This window comes from Blautia sp. MSJ-9 (assembly GCF_018919065.1).
Taxonomy (GTDB): domain Bacteria; phylum Bacillota; class Clostridia; order Lachnospirales; family Lachnospiraceae; genus Blautia_A.
Map to the genome: position 1 here is coordinate 104,848 of NZ_JAHLQG010000034.1, position 24,428 is coordinate 129,275.

A 24,428-nucleotide genomic window follows, 5' to 3' on the forward strand; every position below is an offset into this window, starting at 1 on the left:
CAAAGGAGCCTGCCTGCGCAAGCTCCTTTTTCTCGTTTGGACATATTTAATTAAACCGGATAAGCTCCGTTCTTTTTGTCAGCTGCTTTTTCGTCAACTTTTGTTTTCTGAGCCTGACGATATTTGAAGAAGTCCATAGCCACCTGTGGGAACAGCGCGTATGTTAATACGTCTTCATCCTGTTCTTTGTACTGAGCCATTTCACTTTCGAGTTTTTCAAGCTCATTGTCAAGAAGGTCTGCAGGACGGCATGTGATCGGTTTCTCATCGCCGATGCACTTCTTCTGTACTTCCGGATTAAACGGTTTTACAGTTGCGCCGTATTTTCCTAACAGGATATCCTTTGTTTCTTTTGTAACCATTTTGTATCTCTCGCCCATAAGTACGTTGAATACAGCCTGTGTACCAACGATCTGTGAAGACGGAGTTACAAGTGGCGGCTCGCCGAGGTCTTTACGTACACGCGGAACTTCCTCAAGAACATCGTAGAATTTGTCTTCTGCGTGCTGTTCTTTTAACTGGGAAGTCAGGTTGGAGAGCATACCGCCCGGTACCTGGTACAGTAAAGTCTTGATGTTAACACCAAGGTTCTTCGGATTGAGCAGTCCGCTGTCAAGAGCTTCGTCACGGATCGGACGGAAGTAGTCAGCGATCTCAGAAAGAAGTTTCTGGTCAAATCCTGTATCATATGGTGTTCCCTTAAATGTCTCAACCATAACTTCTGTTGCAGGCTGGGATGTTCCCAGTGCGAATGGAGACATTGCTGTATCGATGATATCTACACCAGCTTCTACTGCTTTTAAGTAAGTCATGGAAGCTACACCGGATGTGTAATGTGTATGAAGGTCGATCGGGATCTTAACTGTTTCTTTTAATGCTGTTACAAGCTCTGTAGCTTTGTTTGGAAGGAGAAGACCTGCCATATCTTTGATACAGATGGAATCAGCGCCCATATCTTCGATACGTTTTGCAATGTCCGTCCAGTATTCCAGTGTGTAAGCATCTCCTAATGTATAGGAAAGAGCTACCTGTGCATGAGCCTTCTCTTTGTTTGCAGCGCTTACAGCTGTCTGCAGGTTACGAAGGTCATTGAGGCAGTCAAAAATACGGATGATGTCGATTCCGTTTGCAGCAGATTTCTGTACGAAATATTCTACAACGTCATCTGCGTATGGACGGTATCCAAGGATGTTCTGTCCACGGAAGAGCATCTGAAGTTTTGTGTTCTTGAAGCCGTCACGTAATTTACGAAGTCTTTCCCATGGATCTTCGTGAAGGAAACGAAGGGATGCATCGAATGTTGCACCACCCCAGCACTCTACTGCGTGATAGCCAACTTTATCAAGTTTATCTACGATCGGAAGCATCTGTTCTGTGGTCATACGTGTTGCGATCTGAGACTGATGAGCATCACGGAGAATGGTTTCCACAATTTTAACAGGTTTTTTCTCTAATTCTGCCATTATAAAATCTCCTTATATAGTTCTAAAAATCCGAAAATTCTCCCGCTGTTACCGCAGTATGCGGTAAAAACAGGAAAACGATTGATTCAATTAAACGCCGAAAATAGCCATGAATGTTCCGGCTGCTACGGCTGTACCGATAACACCGGCAACGTTCGGACCCATTGCGTGCATCAGAAGGAAGTTTGTAGGATCTGCCTCTGCACCGACTTTCTGGGATACACGGGCTGCCATAGGTACTGCGGATACACCTGCAGAACCGATCAGCGGGTTGATACGTCCATGAGTCAGTTTGCAAAGCAGTTTACCAAGCATACATCCACCGAATGTACCGATTGCGAATGCAACAAGACCTAAAACTACGATCTTCAGAGTATCTACGTTTAAGAATGCTTCTGCACTTGTGGAAGCACCAACGGATGTACCCAAAAGGATAACTACGATATACATCAGGGCATTGGAAGCTGTTTCTGTCAGCTGTTTTACAACGCCGCACTCTCTGAAGAGGTTACCAAGCATAAGCATACCAACCAGAGGAGCTGTTGTAGGCAGGATCAGACACACAACGATCGTGATAACGATCGGGAACAGGATCTTCTCCAGTTTGGAAACCGGGCGAAGCTGATCCATTTTGATCTTACGTTCTTTCTCAGTTGTGCAGAGCTTCATGATAGGCGGCTGAATGATCGGAACCAGTGACATATAAGAATATGCTGCTACTGCGATCGGTCCCATCAGGCTTGTCTGTCCAAGTTTACCTGCAAGGAAGATAGATGTCGGGCCGTCAGCACCACCGATGATGGAGATTGCTGCTGCTGCTTTTCCGTTGAATCCAAGGAAGATTGCAAGGAAGTAAGCTGCATAGATACCAAGCTGTGCTGCCGCACCCATCAGGAAGCTGATCGGGTTTGCGATAAGCGGACCGAAGTCTGTCATGGCACCTACACCCATGAAGATCAGGGATGGTAAGATACTCCACTCATCAAGGATGTAGAAATAATGAAGAAGTCCACCTACACCGTTGGACATATCTTCCGGATTTGCCATAATGTCCGGATAGATATTTACAAGCAGCATACCAAATGCGATAGGAACAAGCAGAAGCGGCTCGAATCCTTTCTTGATAGCAAGGTAAAGGAATACGCAGGCTACTGCGATCATCAGGTAATTGCCCCATGTCAGATTGAAGAATGCTGTCTGGTGAATCAGGTTGGACAATGTTTCTGTTACATAAGACATTTGACTACCTCCCGTCTTAGTTCATTGTTGCTAAAGTATCTCCGTTTTCTACAGAGGCACCTTCTGCAACATCAATGCTTGCGATAGTACCATCCTGAGGAGCTACTACAGGGATTTCCATTTTCATGGATTCAAGAATAATTACGCTGTCTCCGGCTTTTACTGCCTGTCCAACACTTGCTGCTACTTTAACAACTTTTCCTGGTACGGAAGCAGTTACTTTAACTGCACCTGCGCCTGCTGCAGGAGCTGCTGCTTTCGGTGCTGCTGCAGGAGCTGCCTTAGGAGCTGCTTTTGGAGCTGCTGCAGGAGCAGATACGCTGCCTGTTTCTTCAACAGTTACTTCATATGCTGTACCGTTTACTGTAATTGTATAGCTTTTCATTTTAAAATCCTCCTAAATGATAATGTTACTGCTCACTACGTTCGATGTGACACGTTCTGAAAATATTAAATAGAACAGTAATAAATCTTTCACTTTTTATTATCTTCTGCTTCTTTTCGCTTTACGGATGGAACGAACTACGAATCCGTCTGTTGTAGTTCCTTCTGCTGCTGCAATTGCTGCTGCGATAACAGCTACCAGTTCTCCGTCATCTGCAAGGTTCTCTTCTGCCTGTACAGGAGCCGCTGCTGCGATTGCTGCCGCCTCAGCTTCTTTTGCAGCTTTGGCTGCTTTTGCTTCTGCTGCTTTCTTTGCTTCCGGATTCGGAATAAATTTAAACAGAGAAATCAGAAGGCTTAATAAAACCAGCATTACGAATACAGTTCCGATACCCATCAGAGTGTTAAGACCAGCTCTCTGAAGAGTTTTTCCAAGACCATACTGTACATCTACAGACAGAGAAGTCGGTGTTCCTGTTGCATCGAAAACATATACAAAATTTGCATCTGCTTTCTCAAATTTAACAGGAACTGTAACTATATACTGATCATCCTTTAAGGTTACAGTAGTTTCGCCATTGTTTTCTTTCTTTGCGCCAAGTTCATCTCTGGCAGAGTTCCAGGACTGCATTGCACTTGCAGTAAACTCATTTGTTGAGTCCAGGTAACTTTCGATTTCTTCATCACTGAATCCAATGATCTCATCTGTCAGACCCTCTGTTGTGGTTACCAGAGAGTTCTTTACAGAATCATCAACTTCGTCAGCAGCAAATACCATAGAAGTACTGCCAATGATCAGTGCTGCCATTACGAGAAGTGCCATGCAGACAGAAGTTATTTTTTTGATTGTCTTCATATGCGTCACCTCGCTTAAACCGTTCCGTGTTTCTTAGACGGACGATCTTCCCTCTTTGTGAACAGCATCTCAAATGCACCGATTACATATTTTCTTGTGTCAGCCGGGCTGATCACAGTATCAACATAGCCTCTTGCTGCTGCGGAAACAACACCGTTCTGAAGCTCTCTGTACTGAGCAGCTTTTTCATTTAATTCAGCAGCATCTGCATCTGCATACATGATCTTAGCTGCAAGGGATGCATCCATCATGCCAATCTCTGCATTGTCCCATGCATATACAAGGTCTGCACCGATAGATTTGCTGTTCATTGCTACATATGCTGTACCGTAAGCTTTGCCGATGATCACGTTTACCTTCGGAACTGTTGCATCTGCAAATGCAGCTACCAGTTCACCTACAGATTTCGCCATCATCTTCTCGCTGCATACAGTTGCCATGAAGCCTGTTGCATTAGTAAGTGTAAGAACCGGGATATCAAAAGCGTCGCAGAATTTCACAAAATCTGCTGCTTTTCTTGCGCCTCTTGCAGAGATGCTTCCATCGAATTCTTCTACTTTCTTACCTTCAGCATCGTAAACTTCGCTTCTGTTTGCTACAGCACCTACAGTAGCTCCGTTTAAGCGGATAAATCCTGTAACCATGTCTTTAGCATAGTTTGCTTTTGTCTCAAAGAATTCGCCGTTGTCAGCGATCTGGGAAAGTGCGATTGCTGTATCACCTGCACAGTTTGCAAGTTCTGCGCATACACGATTCAGATCATCTGTACACTCTGTGTAATTGTCTGTGTCTTCATTATTAGAAGGAAGGAGTGATACTAAAGAGCGGATCTGGCCAAGAACCTCTTCTTCTGTACCAACGCCATCGATCAGACCTGTTTCTTTGCTCTGGAAATCAGCAGCTGCTGTATCGCATTTATCTGCATTGTTGCCTTCCAGCGCGTTTGGTGTGTTGATGAACATTTTTCCTTTTTTAGATTCCATGAATGTGAAATCTGTCAGGGACGGGATAACTGCCATACCGCCGCCGCATGTTCCAAAGATTGCTGTGATCTGCGGAACTACGCCTGATGCCAGTGTCTGTTTCAGATAGATCTGTCCAAAAGCTTCCAGCGCATCTGTCGCTTCCTGAAGACGGATACCTGCACAGTCAACAAGTCCGATAACCGGAGCGCCTGTTTTCATAGCAAGATCATAAAGTCTTGTGATCTTCTTGGCATGCATTTCGCCAACAGTACCGTTTAATACAGATGCATCCTGGCTGTATACGTAAACCAGTTTGTCATCGATTACACCATATCCGGTAATTACACCGTCAGATGGTGCTTTGTTTGCAGTCATGTTGAAATCTGTGGATCTGGCTGTTACGCCCTGGCCGATTTCGACAAAACTGTTTGCGTCAAGCAAAGAAGTAATTCTTGTGCCTGCTAAGCTTTGTGTTGCATTACTCATTCTTGTTTGCCCTCCATCTTTATGAGAATATTTAAAAGTTAACCCAAAAATTTAGCCGATTTTAATTTTACCTTTTTTGGAAGGATATTTCAATAATTTTTTGTCTTTTTTGTTAAAAATATGGCAGAAAAATTTGTTAAATTTTTTCGTATGCTGTTTTTCTGTGTATTCCTTCCTATTATATAAGTCCAAATCCTATTACTTGTCTGATATGATCATCCGATATGATACTCTGAACGTCTTTTCTGTTTGTCTGACTTCGGTCAAGTAAGTCCTCTGCTTCAATTGCAAATATCCACTTGATAAAAATCCATATCTCCGGTCTACCTGATTTTCTTTTTGCAACCATAGATTAATTTTATTATATCGCAGATATTATCAATTAGATTTATGAATGACTCTGTTATATAATTAACATATCAAAGAAATCCAGTAAAAATTTCAGGAGGAAAAACGTAATGAAAAGCAATTATCAGCATATTTTCAGCCCGCTTACTGTAAAAAATATGACTATTAAAAACCGTGTAGTTATGATGCCTATGGGAACCAATTACGGTGAGCAGAACGGCGAGATGAGCTTTCTTCATATTAATTATTATAAAGAACGTGCCAAAGGCGGCACTGGTCTGATCATCGTAGAGAACGCAAGTGTAGATTCTCCGCAGGGTTCTAACGGAACTACTCAGCTTCGTATTGACCATGACAACTATCTGCCTCGTCTTTACAAATTCTGTGAAGAGATCCATAAATACGGCACATGCATCGCGATCCAGATTAATCACGCAGGTGCTTCCGCAGTTTCCGCACGTACAAATATGCAGCCGGTTTCCGCATCTGATGTTCCATCCAAGGAAGGCGGCGAAATCCCGCGTCCGTTAACTGTTGAAGAGATTCATCACATTGTAAAGAAATATGGAGAAGCTGCAAAAAGAGCACAGGCTGCAGGTTTTGACGCAGTAGAAATCCATGCAGGACATTCCTACCTGATCAGCCAGTTCCTCTCCCCTCTTACAAACAAACGTACTGATGAATTCGGCGGATCTGTAGAAAACAGAACTCGTTTTTGCCGTATGGTCATCGAAGGAGTAAGAAAACAGGTTGGACCTTTCTTCCCGATCATGCTTCGTCTCAGTGCAGATGAACTGATGGAAGGGGGCAATACTTTGGAGGATACTCTGAAATATCTGGAGTATGTACAGGATGAAGTAGATATCTTCGACGTTTCCTGTGGTTTAAATGGTTCTATCCAGTACCAGATTGATGCAAACTATATGAAAGACGGCTGGCGTTCCTACATGCCGAAAGCTGTCAAAGAAAAATTTGGCAAACCATGTATTTCCATGGGCAATATCCGTGACCCTAAGGTTGCTGAGCAGATTCTTGCTGATGGCGATGCAGACCTGATTGGTATGGGACGTGGGCTTATCGCAGAGCCTGCATGGGTAAATAAAGTTGCTGCAGGTAAAGAATGTGATCTTCGCAAATGTATCTCATGTAACATCGGATGTGCAGGAAACAGAATCGGTTTCAACCGCCCGATCCGCTGTACCGTAAATCCAGCCGTACTTGAGGGTGATGTTTATAAGAACCAGAAAGTAAATAAAAATTGTAACGTTGTAGTTATCGGCGGCGGTACTGCCGGACTGGAAGCTGCCTGTACAGCCGCTGAAGTAGGCTGTAACACTTTCCTTCTGGAAAAAGGCGAAACTCTTGGTGGTCTTGCTTCTGTTATTTCTAGGATCCCTGCAAAGAAACGTCTGGCTGACTTCCCGAACTACCTGATCCACAGAGCAGAGCATCTTGACAACCTTTACATCTTCAAGAATACAGAAGGAACACCGGAAAATATCCGCAAATTCCATCCAGACCTGATCGTAAGTTCCACTGGTTCCGCTCCTCTGCTTCCTCCGATTAAAGGTCTCCATGACCGTATCGACAAAGAAGGCGGCAAAGTTACTTCTATCCTTGGAATGATCAATCATATCAATGACTATCCTGAAGATATGACAGACAAGAAAGTTGTTGTTGTAGGCGGCGGTGCTGTTGGTCTTGATGTTGTGGAATTCTTTGCAGCAAGAAATGCTGAGATCTCTATCGTGGAGATGATGGATCAGATCGGACGTGACCTGGATCCTGTTACAAAGAACGATATGAAAGACCAGATGAAGAAACATAATGTAGCTCAGCTTACAAAGACTGCTCTTCAGGAAGTAAAGGACAGCTCTTTCCTTGTAAAAGACGCAGAGGGCGAACGTGAACTTCCATTTGACTATGGCTTTGTATGCCTCGGCATGAGAGCTCAGGGACAGCTTTACAGTGAACTTTCTCAGGCATTTGCTTCTGAGGATGTAGAAATCCTGAACATCGGTGACAGCAAACGTGCAAGAAGAATCATCGACGGAACTATGGAAGGAAGAAATATTATCAGCACTCTGACTCAGATGGGATATCTTCAGTAAACAATTTGTAAAATCTGATATCCTGATATTGTTCATAAAGTGAACATACGTAGTATAGTTTTGTTCACTTTATGAATAAAATGATATCATTTTAAATGTATACTTTTCATTGTTTTATCTGTACACAGATATACAATGAACGCCAAAAAGATCTTGCAAAAATAAAAGCAGACCTTTACAACGAATCACGAAAGGGGCTATTATAATGGCAGAAAGAATTACCGGACATACTGAATTAATCGGTCTGATGGCTTACCCGATCCGTCACTCCAGCTCTCCTGCAATGCAGAATGAGGCTTTTGCAAAACTCGGGTATGACTACGCTTACCTCGCATTCGAGGTTGGTGCGGACGAAATCGAAGATGCAGTAAAAGCGATCCGTACACTGAAAATGAGAGGTTCCAATGTTTCCATGCCAAACAAAACTCTGGTTGGAAAATATCTGGATGAGCTCTCTCCTGCAGCTGAATTATGCGGTGCAGTTAACACTATCGTAAACGACAACGGTCATCTTACAGGTCACATCACAGATGGTATCGGATTTATGTCCGCTCTGAAAGACAACGATATCGATGTAATTGGAAAGAAAATGACAATCGTCGGTGCAGGCGGTGCTGCTACTGCTATTGAAATCCAGGCTGCTTTGGACGGTGTTGCTGAGATCACAATCTTCAACCGCAAGGATGAATTCTGGGATCGTGCAGTGTCCACAGTAGAGAAGATCAATACAAAGACATCCTGCCATGCAGTTCTTTATGATCTGGCAGACCTCGACAAACTGAAAGCTGAAATGGACGACAGCTACATTTTTGTAAATGCTACAGGTGTTGGAATGAAACCATTAGAAGGACAGTCCGTTGTTCCGGACAAATCCTATTTCCGTCCTGAACTGATCGTTGTAGATGTTCCTTACTCTCCACTGGAAACAAAGATGCGTTCCATGGCTAAAGAAGTGGGATGCAAGACTATGAACGGTCTGGGAATGATGTTATTCCAGGGTTCTGCTGCATTTGAGTTATGGACAGGCGAACCGATGCCTATCGAACATATGAAAGAGATTCTTCACATCTCCTATGATGACTGATATATCATATCATGCAGCTAATTGGCTGCCTCGTGATATTTGATATATACCGCTTTTCGGCATAGTGCAGGAGATGTACTGAATATATAACTCCGCGCAAAGATGTACATGTCCTGCAGTTTGCTTTTCATGTGTATGCGGTTATTCTTAATATGATAAGAAATATGAGGATAAGAAAATGAACACAGTTCAGGTAAAAAACATTGTGATCGGTGAAGGCAGACCAAAGATCTGCGTTCCGATCGTTGGAAAAACAAAAACAGACATTCTCGAAGAGGCAAAAAAGATCACTGCTCTCCCGGTTGATGTGGTTGAGTGGCGTGTTGACTGGTTCGATGATGTCTTTACTACTGAAAAAGTATTAGAAACCGCGAAAGAGCTTCAGGAAGTCTTAAAAGATATTCCGGTTCTGCTTACCTTCCGTACTTCTAAAGAGGGCGGTGAGAAAGAAATTTCTGTAAGCAATTATGCTGCTTTAAATATCGCAGCTGCTCAGAGCGGTTACGTAGATTTGATCGATGTAGAAGCATTTACAGGTGATGACGTTGTTAAGACCATCATCGATGCTGCTCATGAAGCTGGTGTAAAGGTAATTGCTTCCAACCATGATTTCTTTAAGACTCCGGAGAAAGACGAGATCATCAGACGTCTTCGCATGATGCAGGATTTCGGCGCAGATATTCCGAAAATGGCAGTTATGCCTACCTGTAAACAGGATGTCCTTACACTCCTCTCCGCTACTCTGGAAATGTCTGAGAAATATGCAGACCGCCCGATCATTACCATGTCCATGGCAGGAACAGGTGTTGTCAGCCGTCTGACAGGTGAGACATTCGGCTCCGCTCTCACTTTCGGCGCTGTCTCCAAAGCTTCCGCTCCGGGGCAGATCGGTGTAAATGAATTAAAACAGGTGCTGGATATCATTCACAGCAGCCTATAATTTGTCAGATAACTTCGGTCGTTATCCTGATGAAATGTCAATAAATATTTGATCAAAATAATACTCCTTAAAATTTTTTGATGAAAATCTCCGTGCAAAGCCCCTGTCATTTTCCGACAGGGGCTTTCAATATACATAATTTTTTTCATGTTCATACCAACATACTTATCCATAGATATAAAAGAAGGATAATTTCTACAATGTGTAGAAACTACCCTTCTTTTACTTTATGATTTAGAATTTTCTTTCTGTTCTGCTTTCTTCTCAAACGGATTCCAGTTGGACAGGAAAATGTTCAGTCCAAATCCAACTGCAAGTGCCCATGCAGATGCCCATGCGCTTCCCTGTGTGGCAAGGACTGCTGCCATTACGCCTGCGATCATTTTGTCTCTGTCGCTCTTGCAGTAGTCCATACCGATCCTTGCACATACAAACGCCTGGAACATCAGAGTAATGGATGATCCAACACCGAAGATCGGACGGAAGAAGCTTACTACCGGAACGATCATAACACTTAAGAATGTCGCCAGACGGAAAGAGGACATTCCACCCAGAAGGGATTTCATTGCTTTCTTTCCTTCTCTGTAACGCATGGATACAGATACAGTCATTCCAACCCATAATGGACCGGAAAGTGGTGGAAATGGTGCGATAATGGACAGGATCAGGTTTCTCAGACCGCTGACCAGATTAGAACGGCTGGAATTGAAATCAATATACTCATCATCACGCGCCTGTCTTGCCTCTGTTACCAGAGTCTCTGTTGTAACAAAATCGCCAAATGCAATCAGATAGCATACCAGTGCCAGCGGCAAAGCTTTTACAAACATAGATACCGGCGGAATACCGACTCCAAAAATGCTTACCTGATCAATTACTTCACGAAAATGCGGAAGACGGATAAAGGTTCCGATCTCCAGTCCCGGTGCATCCAGTTCACCAACCAGAAGTCCTACTATCATCGCAAGAAGATATGGGAACAGGTTGCCGTATCTTGCTACAAGATCAAGGAATCTATTTGTCTTTCTCTTCTCCTGATATTTGTCTGAGAAACTGATCAGAATCAGCAAGCCTACACCTGCAACGATCGCCAGAGGATATTTGTGCATGTTTCCGCCTTCACCGAGTTGTCCTGCCATAACAGTGACAGGTGCAGCAAGAAGAATTCCACCTTTGACAGAGTCCGGGACTGCATGAACAAATTTGTCCGCCAGCTTTGTGATACCCATAAATATGAATACAAGACCTACCAGCATCTGCAGTGCAATCATTGCCTGTATTCGTTCTTTTCCCATAGGGAAACCTTCGAGAAATACGATGGTCAACGGCAGTGTCGGTGTGATCCATCCCGGTACCACCGGATCACCCAGCAGGCTGTGCAGCAGGTAAAGAAATGTCTCAATGATCACACAGCTCCATGCCAGCTCATAAGGAAGCCCAAGATACTGTTCCAGATAAGGAACAGCAGCCAGGGCTGTTACGCCCAGAATCAGACCCTGAATGAACTCAACAGATTCTATCTTATAATGAATAAATGGAAGTCTTATCTGAAATGGTCCAAAGGGGATGTAGGGCAATTCATTTTCTCTTCTTTGTGTTCTCGTATGTGCCATACAAATTCTCCTTTTCAATCAAGCGGATAAAATCATCCGCTTCGCTACTTGCTCATAACCAAAAACTGCTCCGCACTTTTCGGTTAAATTGTTAGATTATTTCTATGTTTTTCTCTATATTCTCTATCTTTTTTGTTAATTTTTAAACAATCCAGGTTTTAATAAAATCCAATCCAATTAGAAAAGAACTTGAAGCTATCTACTTTTCAACATATTCTCAATTGGATTGGACTTTATTGATTCATGGAATTCTGACTTGTTATTTTGTTTTCACAAATATTTTTTATACTGTCTGTTTATTTCGGTTCTTCTTTACAAACAGCGCAAGTAAGATGCCACAGATGGTCACTGCCATATTCAAAAGCAGAATCATTCTCGGTGCACCGCTTCCACCTACTTTGGTAATGTATCCGGCAAGGCTTAATATTGTGTAGTTCGCGATACTGGATGCGATCATTACCAGAGAAGTAGCTGTTCCCTTGTTCTCAGGGAAGAACTCTGCTGTAGTAGAAGTTGCCAGCTGAAGTACACCGCCGGCACCTGCATAACCGATGACAAAACCGCCCACCAGACAGATAAACGGTGCCTGGATAAAGTAGCAAAGTGCAAGCATAATGGTAGAGATCAGCGGATAAATGATCAGTACATTGATCTCTTTTAAGCCCTTCTTAATAAAGGCTGCGGTTGCGAGAACTGCAGTTGCTGTTCCCAGTGCATACAAAGACTGGATCTTGGACGGATCTGACATTCCATAGGAACGAGCAAGCTCCTGATTGCAGTTCAGCCACAGCATAAATGTGGAAGAACTTGTAAATCCAATAAGGATTGACGCAATCGCTGCAGGAGAAATTTTGTGTCCGGATTTCTTCTTATCAGCTTTTGTCTGCGCTGCTTTCTCTCTTTTAGGGAAAGGAAGGATCAGGATCAGGATTCCGTCAATGAAGATTGCGATACCTGCTACAATAAAAATTGTCTTATATGACATATTCGCGGATGCAACAATACCGATCAGGAACGGAAGCAGGAACTGGCTCAGACAAATGGAAAATTTCGTAAACAGGTTCGCTACTGACGGATTGTTTACGTAGATTTCCATACAGGTCGGACTTACACAGGTGTCAAGGAAAGAGTTTGCAATTCCACCGATCACTGCAAATGCATATCCCATTGCCATAGATGTGGAATTCGCCATCCCGAAAAAGTATGCCACATAGCAGAGCACACCGATGATTCCACTGAGCTTACGTCCGTGTTTATCAGACAGAGGACCGGAGAACGGAAGGGAAATCAGGCGTCCCAGTCCAAGTGCCGCGATTACGGATACGACCATACTTACATCCAGAGTTCCATCGGCAAGGGTTTTCGCACCCCAGGCAGCAGCAAACTCTGGTTTGTACTGTCCAAGGATAGAAGCACCGATTCCATGGATGAAATAGGTGAAATATGCTGCAAGAGAGGTGAAAATGAGCATTTTATTTGTTTTCTGTTTCATTTTTGGGTCTCCTACGTTTTGAATGTAATATTTCAGTTATTCCACAGTCTGCTATCCATATAGTATTTTGATATGGACATTCTAAAATTCTGATATACACCGGCCAATATATGATTAGCCAAAATGACTTTCCATACATTTGGAACGGCAGCTATGAAATTCCTGAACAGTTATTATTATTTGTTTTCGTTTTCTTCCTGGAATTTCTGATATTCTGCAGTCGGCATTTCCAGTCCTGTGTAAAGTTTGTAAGCTGCCGCACCCTGCCATAACAGCATTCCTTTTCCGCCGATCGCGAGCTTGCAGCCTGCTTCTTTGGCTTCTTTTACCATTCTTGTTTCAGCAGGATTGTAAACAACATCTGCTACCACAAGGTCAGGACGGAACATGGATTTGTCTTTGATCAGAGTGAGTTCTTCATGAGGCTTCATACCTGCAAGTGTTGCATTAACAAGAATGTCTGCGTTTGCAACCTCTTCTTTCAGTTTTGCCTCATCTGCCAGATCAAATACCTGGACTTTGCAACTTGGTGTTTCTTTTTTCAGTTTCTCTGCTGTGGACTCTGCACGTGCAAAGAATGGATCTTTCGGATTGAAAATGGAAATGGATTCTGCTCCGTCTAATGCGCACTGTACCTGAATTGCTGTTGCAGCACCGCCTGCACCGAGAACTACCATTTTTTTGCATTTTACATCAACACCATGTTCTTTTAAGTTGCGGACAAATCCGATACCGTCTGTGATATGTCCTACTAATTTGCCGTCTTCATTAACGATTGTGTTAACTGCACCGATGATTCTTGCTGCAGGTGAAAGTTCATCCATGTGTTTTGCAACTTCGTTCTTGCATGGCATTGTTACGTTTGCGCCTCTCATTTTGAAAAGACGGATTGCATCCAGAGCAGCCGGAACCTGGTCTTCCTTGATGTCAAATGCCATGTAAGCATAGTCAAGGTTGTGATAACGGAAGCTGAAGTTGTACATTGCCGGTGATCCTGAGTGTCCTACCGGGCTTCCGATGAGTGCCATTAATCCTGTTGTTCCTTTGATTCTCTGTTCCATTTCCTGTTTGCCTCCTGAAATATTTTTATCAGCATCCGGATACATTTTATATATGTACCCGGATATTTCTCATTTGTAAAATCATTTTCAAGCTGCTGTCCGCTGATAATATCATACAGCGCCTCTTAACTGCAACTATAAAATGAATAAATTATAACGCAGAAGCTACCTCATACGCTTCTTTTGTAGCATCAAGTGCTCTTCTTGCGCGGGTGGCATCGCCGATCACGTAGGTATCGGGTACGATGGCTTTGATTTCTTCGCCGAATGGGTTGTAGTTTCTGAATCCCATGGAGAGGATCACAGAATCATAGCCTCTGGACTCATGTCTCTGTCCATCTGCTGTCTCGTACTCTACGCCGTCCTCATAGAATTTGCATACCTTTGCACCTGTGATCTCTTTGATCTTGTAATCTTCGAAATCTTTCATCAGGTAAACTCTATGCTCGTGGATCACATCTGCACCTACAGTGTCTCTGAACTCAATAACTGTTACATCATGATTCTGCTCACCGAGGAATGCTGCTGTTTCACATCCTACCATTCCGCCGCCTACAACAAGGACTTTCTTTCCTGCTGCTCTCTTGCCGTCAAGGAGATCAGAACCATGGATAATTGCAGGATTGTCGATACCTTCGATTGGAAGGATCAGTGTTCTGGAACCGGAAGCAACAATTACGCTGTCTGGTTTCTCTTCCCTGATAAGATCCAGAGTTACTTCCTGATTCATTTTGATTGTTACACCTGCTTTCTGGCAGCGTACGATATAACTGCGGATCATGTTTGTGATGTCGCCTTTTCCCGGAGGATAAGCAGCAAGACGCATGTTTCCGCCAAGTTTATCACTTGCTTCATAAAGTGTTACCTGATGACCTTTTTCCTGTGCGATAAATGCAGCGCAAAGACCTGCAACACCGCCGCCGATTACCATTACTTTCTTGGCTTTTTCTGCAGGAGCGATGCCCTCAGCTTCATGTCCGAGGAATGGGTTTACAAGGCAGCATACAGGGTTTCCTGCATACATGTTTGCCACGCAGCCCTGAAGACATGCGATACATGGGATCATATCCTCCAGTCTTTCTTCCTGTGCTTTTAATGGCATATAAGGATCTGCAAGGCTCTGACGTCCGAATGCAACCAGGTCACAGCGTCCTTCTTTTACCATTAATTCCGCAAACTGCGGTTCTGTATAACGTCCCACTGTAATCACTGGGATAGATACGGCACGTTTGATCTCTTCTACCTGAGAAGCGGAGAAACCGCCGTGTGTCACTGTCGGTGCCCACATGAATTCATCGCGGATATGAACAGCTCTGGATACATGGATGGCATCCAGTCCGCATCCTTCCAGATATGCGGCAATCGCAGCACTGTCATGCACATCAAGACCGCCCGGTACCTCATCACAGCTGTTGATTCTTGCAAGAACTGCGATCTTTCCTTCTGTCATCTTCTTTACTTCTTCGATGATCAGACGGGAGAAACGCATTCTGTTCTCAAAGGAACCACCAAATTCGTCCAGTCTCTTGTTTGTTCTCGGAGAAAGGAAGGTGCTTACCAGATAGCCGTGTGCCATATGGATCTCAACTGCATCTACGCCTGCTTCCATGGCTCTCTTTGCTGCGAGGCCATAGCCTTTTACCAGTTCATAAACTTCTTCAGTCGTAACTTCCTTTGGTGTATCTCTTCCACAGTCTGACGGAATGCTTGTAGCTGCCTCGATCGGTGCACCTGCGTTCTTTGCATTTCCTTCAGGACCTGCATTCTGAAGCTGTACGGAAACCTTTGCTCCCTCTGCATGACAGGCATCTACTACCTTGCGGAAGCTTTCGATTGTGGAGTCATCATAAAGGCATGGCTTGCGAGGGCCGCCCTTTGCGCCTTTATGTACTACTGTTGCTTCGATTGTGATCAGACCGAAGCCGCCTTTTGCTCTTTCACGATAATAAGCTGCGGACTGTTCACTCATGCTTCCGTCTGTGTTTGCAAAGTTGTTTCCCATTGGCGGAACTACGAAACGGTTCTTTACTGTCATTGGTCCGATGTTGATCGGCTGAAACATTGCATTAAATTTCATGTGGCGTTCTCCTTTTCTTTCGGATTCTTATTTGTATACTGTTACGTTTTATATTGTTCGGTATTTCTGTTTGGAACAGGCAGGCGTGGAGGTTTCTGCCTGCTCCTTATATATCTGTCGGATACTTACTGAAGAACTTCCGGCCATGCCTCTTCAAGTACTTTCTTTGTGTTCTCGTAAGTATGGTTTGCAGCATATTCCAGTCCTTTTGCAAGGATCGCATCGCTGATAACTTCTACGCCGATCGCGTTTGGTCTGATTCCTTTTGCTTTTACCATCTTAACGAAGTCTGCTGTGCATCCGATTCCTGTTCCAGGAGCAAGACGGTCATGCATGGATTCGTCTCTTAAGATTGTTGTTGCGTATGGTCTTTCCCATACATCGTTGATCTGGATGGATACGATCTTGTCTGCCGGAATGTCTTCGAGTACGGAAAGATCGATCGGCTGGTTTGCTCTTACCCAGTGCCATGTATCCATGATCAGTTTTGCGTTCTCACAATCAGCTGCTTTTACAACTGCCCAGCCTTTTTTCATATCCGGGATTCCGCTGTATGGCATTGGCTCAACACCGATGATGTATTTTCCTGCTCTCTGGCATAATTCTCTTAACTTCTGAGCAGTATATTCTACGGAGTAGTTTTCCATCAGACCACAGTTGATCTGTTTTACGTCAAATAATTCACACATATGGAAGCAGAGCTGTTCTTTGTATTTCTGCTCATAAGATCTGTGCTCTTCTGCCCACTGTACGATGTACTCAACTTCTGTTACTTTCATACCGTGTTTGTCCAGAATAGCAAGAATGTCCTTGTCAAAAAGTCCCTCATTCAGTGCGTCTACATAAGTTTCTGCACGAAGACCGATTCCTTCGTATCCTGCGTTCTTTGCAGCGATCACTCTGTCTTCAAATTTGCACTGATCTCCCAGTGTCCAGGAACTGATAGTAATTGGAAATTCTTTTGACATCTTTTTGTCCTCCTGATAAAATCGCATAATTTTTTTGTTTATTTCGGAATTATTTTGTATCTTTTTGATATAAGTATTATATAACTTTGTTAAATATAAAACAAATTAGTTCTACCATGCGAATCCATAGATTTTTTCAATACATTGTGATATAATATACTTATATGACAAATACAGCGAGGGTTATTTGTGCAAAAGTGACTATAATTATAGTTTTTCAAGACATGAAGAGGCTATGAAAGCCTACACATAAGATATAGTTACTTACAAAATACTTATCAGAGGAAGGAGTTTTTCTATGAACCTGTATCATCTGCGGTACTTTTCTACACTGGCTCATATTGAGCATTACACAAAAGCCGCTGATATTCTGGCAATCACCCAGCCTTCTTTAAGTTATGCAATCTCTACTCTTGAGGAAGAACTTGGTGTAAAACTGTTTGAAAAAAATGGAAGGAATGTTACTCTTACCAAGTATGGAAAGGTTTTCCTGAATGACGTGGAAGAGGTGCTGAACCGTCTGGACTCTTCTGTGAACAGTCTGAAGCTGGCAGGTAAAGGAGAAGGCTGCATTGATGTGGTATTCCTGCGTACACTGGGAATTGATTTTCTCCCAAAGATCATGCGGGGATTTCTGGAGGAAAATCCAAACAAAAAGATAGATTTCAACCTGTATTGCGACAAAGTTCTAACATCTGATATTCTAAACGGATTAAAAGAGAAGAAATACGATCTGGGGTTCTGTTCCAAGCTTGACAATGAGCCGCTGATCGAGTTTATTCCGGTTGCCAGACAGGAGCTTGTTGTGATCGTACCTCTGGAGCACCCGCTGGCAGCAAAAGATGAAGTACGGCTGGAGGATACCATTCCTTATAAGCAGATCATATTTAAGAAAAGAAGTGGTTTGAGACAGATTATTGACGGACTGTTTGAATGTATCGGGCAGACGCCGGATGTGGCTTATGAGATTGACGAAGATCAGGTTGCTGCGGGATTTGTATCCAATGGATTTGGTATCTGTGTGGCACCGAATATTCCGATCCTGCAGTCACTGAACGTGAAGATCCTGCCGCTGGTTTCTCCAAGCTGGCAGAGAAACTTCTATATGGCAATGCTGAAGAATGTGTACCATCCTCCAGTTGTGGAGGCATTTAAGAAGTATGTGATCGAGCAGGCACAGAAAGAATGGGATTATAAGACAAGCTAAATACCAAAAGACCGTTTTTATATACAACGTTGCATCTTCGTAAACACATGTATATAAAAAACGGTCTTTGTTTCTGTTATTGTAAATTTTTTTTTGCAAAATATTACCTGCGCCGGATTATGCCTTTTTCCAATTTGAGAAAATATCAGCGGAATCTTTCAGAAAATCATAGGAAATTTCTATTTCTTCATCTGTCACTGTTTTATTTTCATCCAGGATCGGCCATGGATCGCACCCTCTGGAAATTTCTCCTACCTGATCCATGGTGAAGGAATTTCCGCAATTCTGGCAGACCAGCTTATCGCCTTCCTGTTTATAATATCCTTTGCCGGAATCATAGCATATCTGGCAGGTGTTAAACGCTGTGCGTATGGTTCCTGTAGAATCTTTTACTGCAATCACTTCCATTTCTGTGCCATCTACATCTACCGGGTAAAAGTTTGCATTTTCAGACAGTTCATCTGTCGGAATGACCAATGCATTGCCAGAAGTTACTTTTGTTACCTCATTTGTCATATTTTCAGAAGTTTCTGCTGTTGTTTCTTTTCCGCATCCTGCAAATGCTGTGATCATTCCCATCCAACAGGTATAAGTATAAGTTCCTGCCTGTTCAGGTGTGAATTTTATTATGTTTTTTCCCTCTGTAAAAGTATGCTCCAAGCCGAAATCCTGCAGGAGTATCTTGTAATTACATCCGTTGATATTGTCTTCTGACGCTTCAATCTCCCACTCTACCGGCTCACCTGCTTTGACAGTGATATTCGGATATTTGCCGGACTGAAGCTGGCTGTAGACATATTGTGTCCCGTTCTTTTCAACTGCTGTATCTCCTGTTTCCTGTGAACCCGCATCTGCTGTTCGGGATATCTGCAAAGAATTCAGACCAGTCAGCGCAGTTCCTTGTGTCATCATTGAAAGCCCCATGACCACAATTAAAATTGAACCTGCCTTCAGTACCAGACCTGTAAAGCGTTTTCCAAGAAAAGCTACTGCAGAGCCAAATCCCAACATCAGAGGAACTGTGCCAATGCTGAAGCAAAACATGGAAAATGCACCTGCCAGTGGATTTCCGGACGCCAGAGCTATAATCTGTACAGACTGTAATGGTCCGCATGGCATAAGTCCGTTGCACAAACCTATAATAAAGGGAGTCTTTCTCTTATTTCCTGCCTTTTTATATAAGAGAGGAATTCCAATCCGGAATTTTCGAAGCCACGGAAAAATCCCCAGCATATTGATCCCCATGACGATCATAACAGCTCCTGCTGCCAGTTTCAGGATTCCCTGGATCAGCGATGAGGTCTGCAGATCTGTGCCAAATCCGGCCAGTCCACCGACTGCCCCCAGGATTCCACCAACTGCAGTATAGGAAACCACTCGTCCTGCATTGTAAAGAAAAGAATTTCTGAACATGGCTTTTGAAATTTCCTCAGACACGTTTTTCTGCAGTGTCTGGGACAGATTGATGCCTCCGCACATGGCAATGCAGTGTACAGAAGTGAGCAGTCCGATCACAAAGAGCATTCCATAACTCATTCCCGAATCTGCAAGTGAAGCAGGTACAAGATAGTTAAGAAGTCCGAAATACTGCAATATTCCAAACAGTATTGCGATCAGAAGAATTTCTCCGATTGACTGCAATATCTTCTTTTTGCCGGACAGCTTTTCATAAGATGCAGAATACCCCATTTTGTCTATAATATCTGTAATATGCTTTAGCGATATCTGATCCGGATCATAGGAAAAAGAGGCTTCACCTGTCTCGTAGCTTACGGATATATCTGTCAGACCCGACTCTTTTTTTAACTTATTTTCTATCCTTGTCTGGCAGTTTATGCAGGTCATTCCATCAATATATATTCTTGCCTGTTTCATGGTTTGTCCTTTCTTATGACATAAAAAAAACTGTAACAATAGATTTTATGTTTCTATTATTACAGTTTATTTATTATCATATTATTTCGATAGGAATTATATAGTAGTTTTTTACTGTCGTCAACCATGGAATACGGAATTTCACAATTTTTTCATTTTTACATAAAAAAACAGAGACTACTCTCCATAACTGATCATCAGGCTATGTAAAGCAATCCCCGTTATTGTATTCCTTAATTATTTCTCATCCATAGTGCGGAGTCTGTGTACAAGTTCTTCGCAGATCTCCAGTTCATTCTTGCCGTCTGTTTCAATGATGATGTCGGCTGCTGCTTCATATTTGGCACGGCGTTTCTCCATCAAGTCTGCGATGAACGGAACGGTCTTGTTGTTCTCGATCAGAGGACGGTCGTGGTTGTCTTTGACACGATCAAGGATTGTCTCCGGTTTTGCTGTGAGGAGAACAACACGGCCATTCTTCTTCATCTCTACTACGTTGCATTCTCTCATTGGAGTACCACCACCGCAGGAGATTACTACATTGCTGCGTGACTGCATTTCAATGAGAAGATTTGTCTCAAGGTCACGGAAGTACTGCTCACCGTATGTTTCGAAAATATCGGAAATACTCATTCCCTGTCTCTGGGCAATGATCTGATCCATCTCTACAACGTCCATGGCAAAGACATTCTTAAGGAAATCGGAGATTGTAGACTTTCCCGCGCCCATGAAACCGATCAGTACGATGTTGTAGTTGAAAAGCTTTCTTGCCTGGATACGTTTACTGTTGGTACGAATGCATTCAAATACATCTGCTACTTCATCTTTGTGGCGTCTGCCTTCCATTCTGTTCTCAAGCCATTCTTTCTGTTTCGCTTCCTGCTCCGGCTGTAAGATCTGAAGTCCGTTGGCTTCTTTATATGCCATGATGTCCTCTACGATTCTGTTTCGCATGATAAGTGCGTCCAGAATGATTTCATCACACTGTCCAAGACTCTCTCTGAGTATTTCTAACTGATTCATATCTTTTTCCTCTGTCTTTCCTATACTGTGGACTGTCCATTGTTTTAAGCTAATGGACTTCCTGCTTCTTCGTCCTCGTAACCTACTAACTCCACAGGCGTTGATTCGGGCAGTCCCTGTCCTATAACCTTAACTCATCGTCTAAAGTCAATGAGATTACGGTAAACTTTCTTTCAAACCAGGGTAAAGACTTTCATCCTGACTTTACTGTTAATCTTTATTATATCAATGCTTCTTTAGTATAGCAACCCTTTAAATCATTAAATTATCGCATTTAATCCATAGAATATTTCTATTAATTCGCCAAGTCATTCTATTATACCTGTCAGACTGTATGGATATCAAAAGCATATCATCCTCTGCATTTATATGTTTCAGTTTTATCTCCTAATGGAAAAATCCGTGAAATACTTTTTCCACATACCATTTGAAGCTGATTTTCTCAACAGATTTCTCTGCATAAACCGGATAGGAATCAATCAGTTCTCCATTCAGATAGTAGGCAATGCGTCCCAGTTTCTCCCCTTTTAGAACCGGAGCGCTGACCTTTGGTGGAATTTCCGTCTGACAGATTACGCTTTCGCCTTTTTTCAGAAGTATTTTCTTATTCCGGTCATCTGATGTGACGCTGCATTTACCCCTCAGATAAATCAGTGTTCCTATATCCTGATCATCTTCTACCCCGTCTGTAACCAGGATTTTCTCTGTCTGCGGCTCCTGCCAGTAAGTTTCATAGTTATAATTGTAAGAACCGTAACTTAACAGTTTCTTTGTGTCACTCCACTTGTAGGTTTTGTGATTCGGCCATCCACATCCCAGAAGACTGACTACGAATGTCCTGCCGTCTTTTTCCCAGGCACATACATAACAATAGCCCGCCTGAGAAGTATAGCCGGTTTTTCCTGCAAGAACTCCGTCCATCATATCTAACAGTGCATTGGCATTATGTACGGAAAAACTCCTCTTCCCCGTAATCTCGGAAAATGTATAATCTCTGGTCTGGGCGATGTGCAGGAATGTCTTATTTTTAATTGCATAGCGCATGATCAATGCCAGATCTCTGGCAGTTGTGTGATGTTTTCCATTTTCATCTTCCGCATCTAGACCGTTTGGGGTGATAAAATAGGTATCCTTACATCCAATCTGGGCTGCTTTGCGGTTCAACATTCTGGCAAATCCCTCTACAGACCCGCCACAGTGCTCTGCTATGGCAACTGCCGTGTCATTGTGACTCTTAAGCATCAGAGAATAGAGCAGGTCTTCCAGATAATACTGCTCCCCTTTCTGCAGGCCCAACTTTACTTCCGGCTGAGAAGCCGCTTTCTGAGAGACTTGCACGTAATCATCTCCAGGGGAACTTTCCAGAGCTACGATACATGTGAGTACTTTTGTTGTGCTGGCGTTTGCCAGAGGTGTTTCGCCGTCTTTTTCATAAAGTACTCTTCCGGAATCTCCATCCATGAGGACTGCAGATAATGCGTGCAGCTCTGTTGGTTCTGGTTCTTCTGCGACAGGTGTCATGTCTACTGTCTGGGGTATTTTATATGTTTCCCCTTGTGCGGAAGCATAAGTCTGTGTAAACAATAATACCGCCGTCACGATCGTGACAGCGGCAATATGTCTGATCTTCATACTCCACCTCACATGTCCTGGCAACTTATTGCATTAACGTTCCTGCAAACTTATCAATGCCTATAAAATAATTTATGCCAACATGTCCTGAATATGTCTATTGTTTTTTATCCGTTATAAGTGCGGTTCCATCGTGCACTCAGATGATAGGCACCCTCTCTCAGAGTATAAAGTTCTTTCAGATATTCAGTTGTTTCAGGGATGGCTTCTCTGTAAAGCCTCTCCAGTTCCGGTATTGGTGCTTTGGCCTCTTCCAGCGCTCCCTCTGCCATAAAATGTTCAATCATAGAACCGATGGATCTTCCTCCGCATCTTAGAAGTTTTCCTACAATACGGCGCTTTCTGCCGTGGTCATCGCATACCATGAAGTTTGTAAGGATTTTCATCATTTTCATGGAAATATAGATATTTACTGTTTTCACAAGTGGAATGGCTCTGTGGATCACTTTTGCGTATTCCACCTTTGGGATGATACCGCAGGCAGGATAATAATGATCCGGATCTTTGCCTGTTTCTTCCATGAGAACACGGTCAAATTCTTTTTCCAGAACAATATGAGGGATTACACCTTTTTCTGCCATCTGATTTACATACGGATGACACGCGGAATCCAGCAGATAGTGGCATCCAAAACCAAGCAGATAAGCAAGAAGTGCCTCGTCGTTGTTTCTGCGTACCTGTCGCATTCCTTCTTCAAAAAATGCTCTGGCCTTCTCCTGATGCATATTGACTCCGAACTGTGTGACTGGATTTTTGGATATCATGTAGTAAAACAGAATATCCGGTCCGTGCAGACCAATCCTGTAGAGATCTCCGTGTCTGCGGATCAGCGCTTTCATATCTGATGGCAGTCTTCTATATACTTCTTTTCCAAATAAATCATGTGCATATGTGGTCGGCATAACCATTTCCCCTTCCTGTATCTCTTCAAGTTCTTGTGTAAATTGTGCCCTATACAGTCATATCTTTTTTGTAACTATTCAGTTTCTTCACAGTTACGAATCGAAAATCATACATCCAGCTTTAACTGGATTTCTTCTTCTGCTTCTGCCTTGAAATCCTCAATCTGAACCGGATCAGGTACCGGCAGGGATTCCAGATCCTGTACACCAAAACAGCGCAGAAACTCTTCTGTGGTTCCGAGCAGAATCGGGCGGCCCGGGGCATCCAGTCTTCCCAGCTCTCTGACCAGATTATATTCTACCAGCTTGTTGATGGCATGGTCGCATTTTACCCCTCGGATCTTCTCAATCTCTGCCTTTGTTACTGGCTGTTTATATGCGATGATGGATAAGGTCTCCAGCATAACATCTGTAAGTACCGGTTTCTGAGGATGCAGTGCGATATTGATCAGATATTCATAATATTCTTTCTTTGTACACATCTGGAAAGAGTTCTCCAGTTCTATGATCTGGATGCCTCTGTCCTCTTCCTGATAGCGATCCATCATGTTGCGGATGATCTTTCCTGTCGTCTTCTCATCCACTCTGATAGCTTTTGCGATCTGTGACAGTTCTACAGAACCGCCCATAGCAAAAAGTATAGCTTCTATAGCTGCTTCTGTCTCCTTAATCTTCACTCAGTCTTCCTCATTCCTTATCCTT

The 24,428-nt window shown here is 43.1% G+C and carries 19 protein-coding genes; 4 read left to right on the plus strand and 15 right to left on the minus strand.

Annotation, left to right across the window (positions count from 1 at the left end):
* Positions 1 to 50 precede the first annotated feature (50 nt).
* The 5 genes from KQI87_RS09570 to KQI87_RS09590 all read right to left on the minus strand — a co-directional run bounded on the left by KQI87_RS09570 (position 51) and on the right by KQI87_RS09590 (position 5,393).
* Entirely contained in the window at positions 51 to 1,463 is a 1,413-nt protein-coding gene (locus tag KQI87_RS09570; RefSeq protein ID WP_119233585.1) for an oxaloacetate decarboxylase subunit alpha, read from the minus strand.
* 90 nt (positions 1,464 to 1,553) lie between these two features.
* Positions 1,554 to 2,702, minus strand: coding sequence for a sodium ion-translocating decarboxylase subunit beta (locus KQI87_RS09575; protein ID WP_216459945.1), 1,149 nt, complete (start codon positions 2,700 to 2,702; stop codon positions 1,554 to 1,556).
* 16 nt (positions 2,703 to 2,718) lie between these two features.
* Positions 2,719 to 3,087: a biotin/lipoyl-containing protein gene (locus tag KQI87_RS09580; RefSeq protein WP_022381146.1), complete on the minus strand. Its 369-nt coding sequence runs from the start codon at positions 3,085 to 3,087 to the stop codon at positions 2,719 to 2,721.
* Positions 3,088 to 3,186: 99 nt separating this feature from the next.
* On the minus strand, positions 3,187 to 3,942 hold the full coding sequence (locus KQI87_RS09585) for an OadG family transporter subunit (RefSeq protein WP_253292447.1): 756 nt from the start codon (positions 3,940 to 3,942) through the stop codon (positions 3,187 to 3,189).
* A gap of 14 nt (positions 3,943 to 3,956) precedes the next feature.
* Positions 3,957 to 5,393 carry an acyl-CoA carboxylase subunit beta gene (locus tag KQI87_RS09590; RefSeq protein ID WP_216459946.1) on the minus strand — a complete coding sequence of 479 codons (1,437 nt, stop codon included), beginning with the start codon at positions 5,391 to 5,393 and terminating at the stop codon, positions 3,957 to 3,959.
* Between the two features lie 458 nt (positions 5,394 to 5,851).
* Between KQI87_RS09590 and KQI87_RS09595 the strand changes: the two genes are divergently transcribed.
* From KQI87_RS09595 to aroD, 3 genes are all read left to right on the plus strand, one after another.
* Positions 5,852 to 7,852: an oxidoreductase gene (locus KQI87_RS09595; protein ID WP_216459947.1), complete on the plus strand. Its 2,001-nt coding sequence runs from the start codon at positions 5,852 to 5,854 to the stop codon at positions 7,850 to 7,852.
* Positions 7,853 to 8,057: 205 nt separating this feature from the next.
* Positions 8,058 to 8,936 (plus strand): shikimate dehydrogenase, encoded by an 879-nt coding sequence (locus KQI87_RS09600; protein WP_216459948.1) that lies wholly within the window; start codon positions 8,058 to 8,060, stop codon positions 8,934 to 8,936.
* A gap of 178 nt (positions 8,937 to 9,114) precedes the next feature.
* On the plus strand, positions 9,115 to 9,876 hold the full coding sequence (gene aroD / locus KQI87_RS09605; RefSeq protein ID WP_216459949.1) for a type I 3-dehydroquinate dehydratase: 762 nt from the start codon (positions 9,115 to 9,117) through the stop codon (positions 9,874 to 9,876).
* A gap of 227 nt (positions 9,877 to 10,103) precedes the next feature.
* Here aroD and KQI87_RS09610 read toward each other — a convergent pair whose 3' ends face one another.
* The 5 genes from KQI87_RS09610 to KQI87_RS09630 all read right to left on the minus strand — a co-directional run bounded on the left by KQI87_RS09610 (position 10,104) and on the right by KQI87_RS09630 (position 17,087).
* The gene (locus KQI87_RS09610) at positions 10,104 to 11,489 is read right to left on the minus strand and encodes a hypothetical protein (RefSeq protein WP_216459950.1); all 1,386 of its coding nucleotides are present in this window, start codon (positions 11,487 to 11,489) and stop codon (positions 10,104 to 10,106) included.
* Positions 11,490 to 11,772: 283 nt separating this feature from the next.
* Positions 11,773 to 12,981 carry an MFS transporter gene (locus KQI87_RS09615; protein WP_216459951.1) on the minus strand — a complete coding sequence of 403 codons (1,209 nt, stop codon included), beginning with the start codon at positions 12,979 to 12,981 and terminating at the stop codon, positions 11,773 to 11,775.
* Positions 12,982 to 13,157: 176 nt separating this feature from the next.
* Positions 13,158 to 14,042, minus strand: coding sequence for a shikimate dehydrogenase (gene aroE / locus KQI87_RS09620; protein ID WP_216459952.1), 885 nt, complete (start codon positions 14,040 to 14,042; stop codon positions 13,158 to 13,160).
* 151 nt (positions 14,043 to 14,193) lie between these two features.
* Positions 14,194 to 16,119 carry an oxidoreductase gene (locus KQI87_RS09625; RefSeq protein ID WP_118331293.1) on the minus strand — a complete coding sequence of 642 codons (1,926 nt, stop codon included), beginning with the start codon at positions 16,117 to 16,119 and terminating at the stop codon, positions 14,194 to 14,196.
* Between the two features lie 125 nt (positions 16,120 to 16,244).
* Positions 16,245 to 17,087 carry a sugar phosphate isomerase/epimerase family protein gene (locus KQI87_RS09630; RefSeq protein ID WP_216459953.1) on the minus strand — a complete coding sequence of 281 codons (843 nt, stop codon included), beginning with the start codon at positions 17,085 to 17,087 and terminating at the stop codon, positions 16,245 to 16,247.
* Positions 17,088 to 17,385: 298 nt separating this feature from the next.
* On the opposite strand from KQI87_RS09630, the gene KQI87_RS09635 reads away from it, so the two are divergent.
* Positions 17,386 to 18,294, plus strand: coding sequence for a LysR family transcriptional regulator (locus KQI87_RS09635; protein ID WP_216459954.1), 909 nt, complete (start codon positions 17,386 to 17,388; stop codon positions 18,292 to 18,294).
* Positions 18,295 to 18,411: 117 nt separating this feature from the next.
* Here KQI87_RS09635 and KQI87_RS09640 read toward each other — a convergent pair whose 3' ends face one another.
* The 5 genes from KQI87_RS09640 to scpB all read right to left on the minus strand — a co-directional run bounded on the left by KQI87_RS09640 (position 18,412) and on the right by scpB (position 24,403).
* The gene (locus KQI87_RS09640; protein WP_216459955.1) at positions 18,412 to 20,169 is read right to left on the minus strand and encodes a Fe-S-containing protein; all 1,758 of its coding nucleotides are present in this window, start codon (positions 20,167 to 20,169) and stop codon (positions 18,412 to 18,414) included.
* Between the two features lie 237 nt (positions 20,170 to 20,406).
* Positions 20,407 to 21,192, minus strand: coding sequence for a shikimate kinase (locus KQI87_RS09645; protein WP_216459956.1), 786 nt, complete (start codon positions 21,190 to 21,192; stop codon positions 20,407 to 20,409).
* A 387-nt stretch (positions 21,193 to 21,579) separates the two neighbouring features.
* The gene (locus KQI87_RS09650) at positions 21,580 to 22,824 is read right to left on the minus strand and encodes a D-alanyl-D-alanine carboxypeptidase family protein (RefSeq protein WP_216459957.1); all 1,245 of its coding nucleotides are present in this window, start codon (positions 22,822 to 22,824) and stop codon (positions 21,580 to 21,582) included.
* A gap of 107 nt (positions 22,825 to 22,931) precedes the next feature.
* Positions 22,932 to 23,726: a zinc dependent phospholipase C family protein gene (locus KQI87_RS09655; RefSeq protein ID WP_216459958.1), complete on the minus strand. Its 795-nt coding sequence runs from the start codon at positions 23,724 to 23,726 to the stop codon at positions 22,932 to 22,934.
* A 107-nt stretch (positions 23,727 to 23,833) separates the two neighbouring features.
* Complete coding sequence (gene scpB / locus KQI87_RS09660; protein ID WP_216459959.1) at positions 23,834 to 24,403, minus strand: SMC-Scp complex subunit ScpB; 570 nt, start codon at positions 24,401 to 24,403, stop codon at positions 23,834 to 23,836.
* Positions 24,404 to 24,428: the final 25 nt, after the last annotated feature.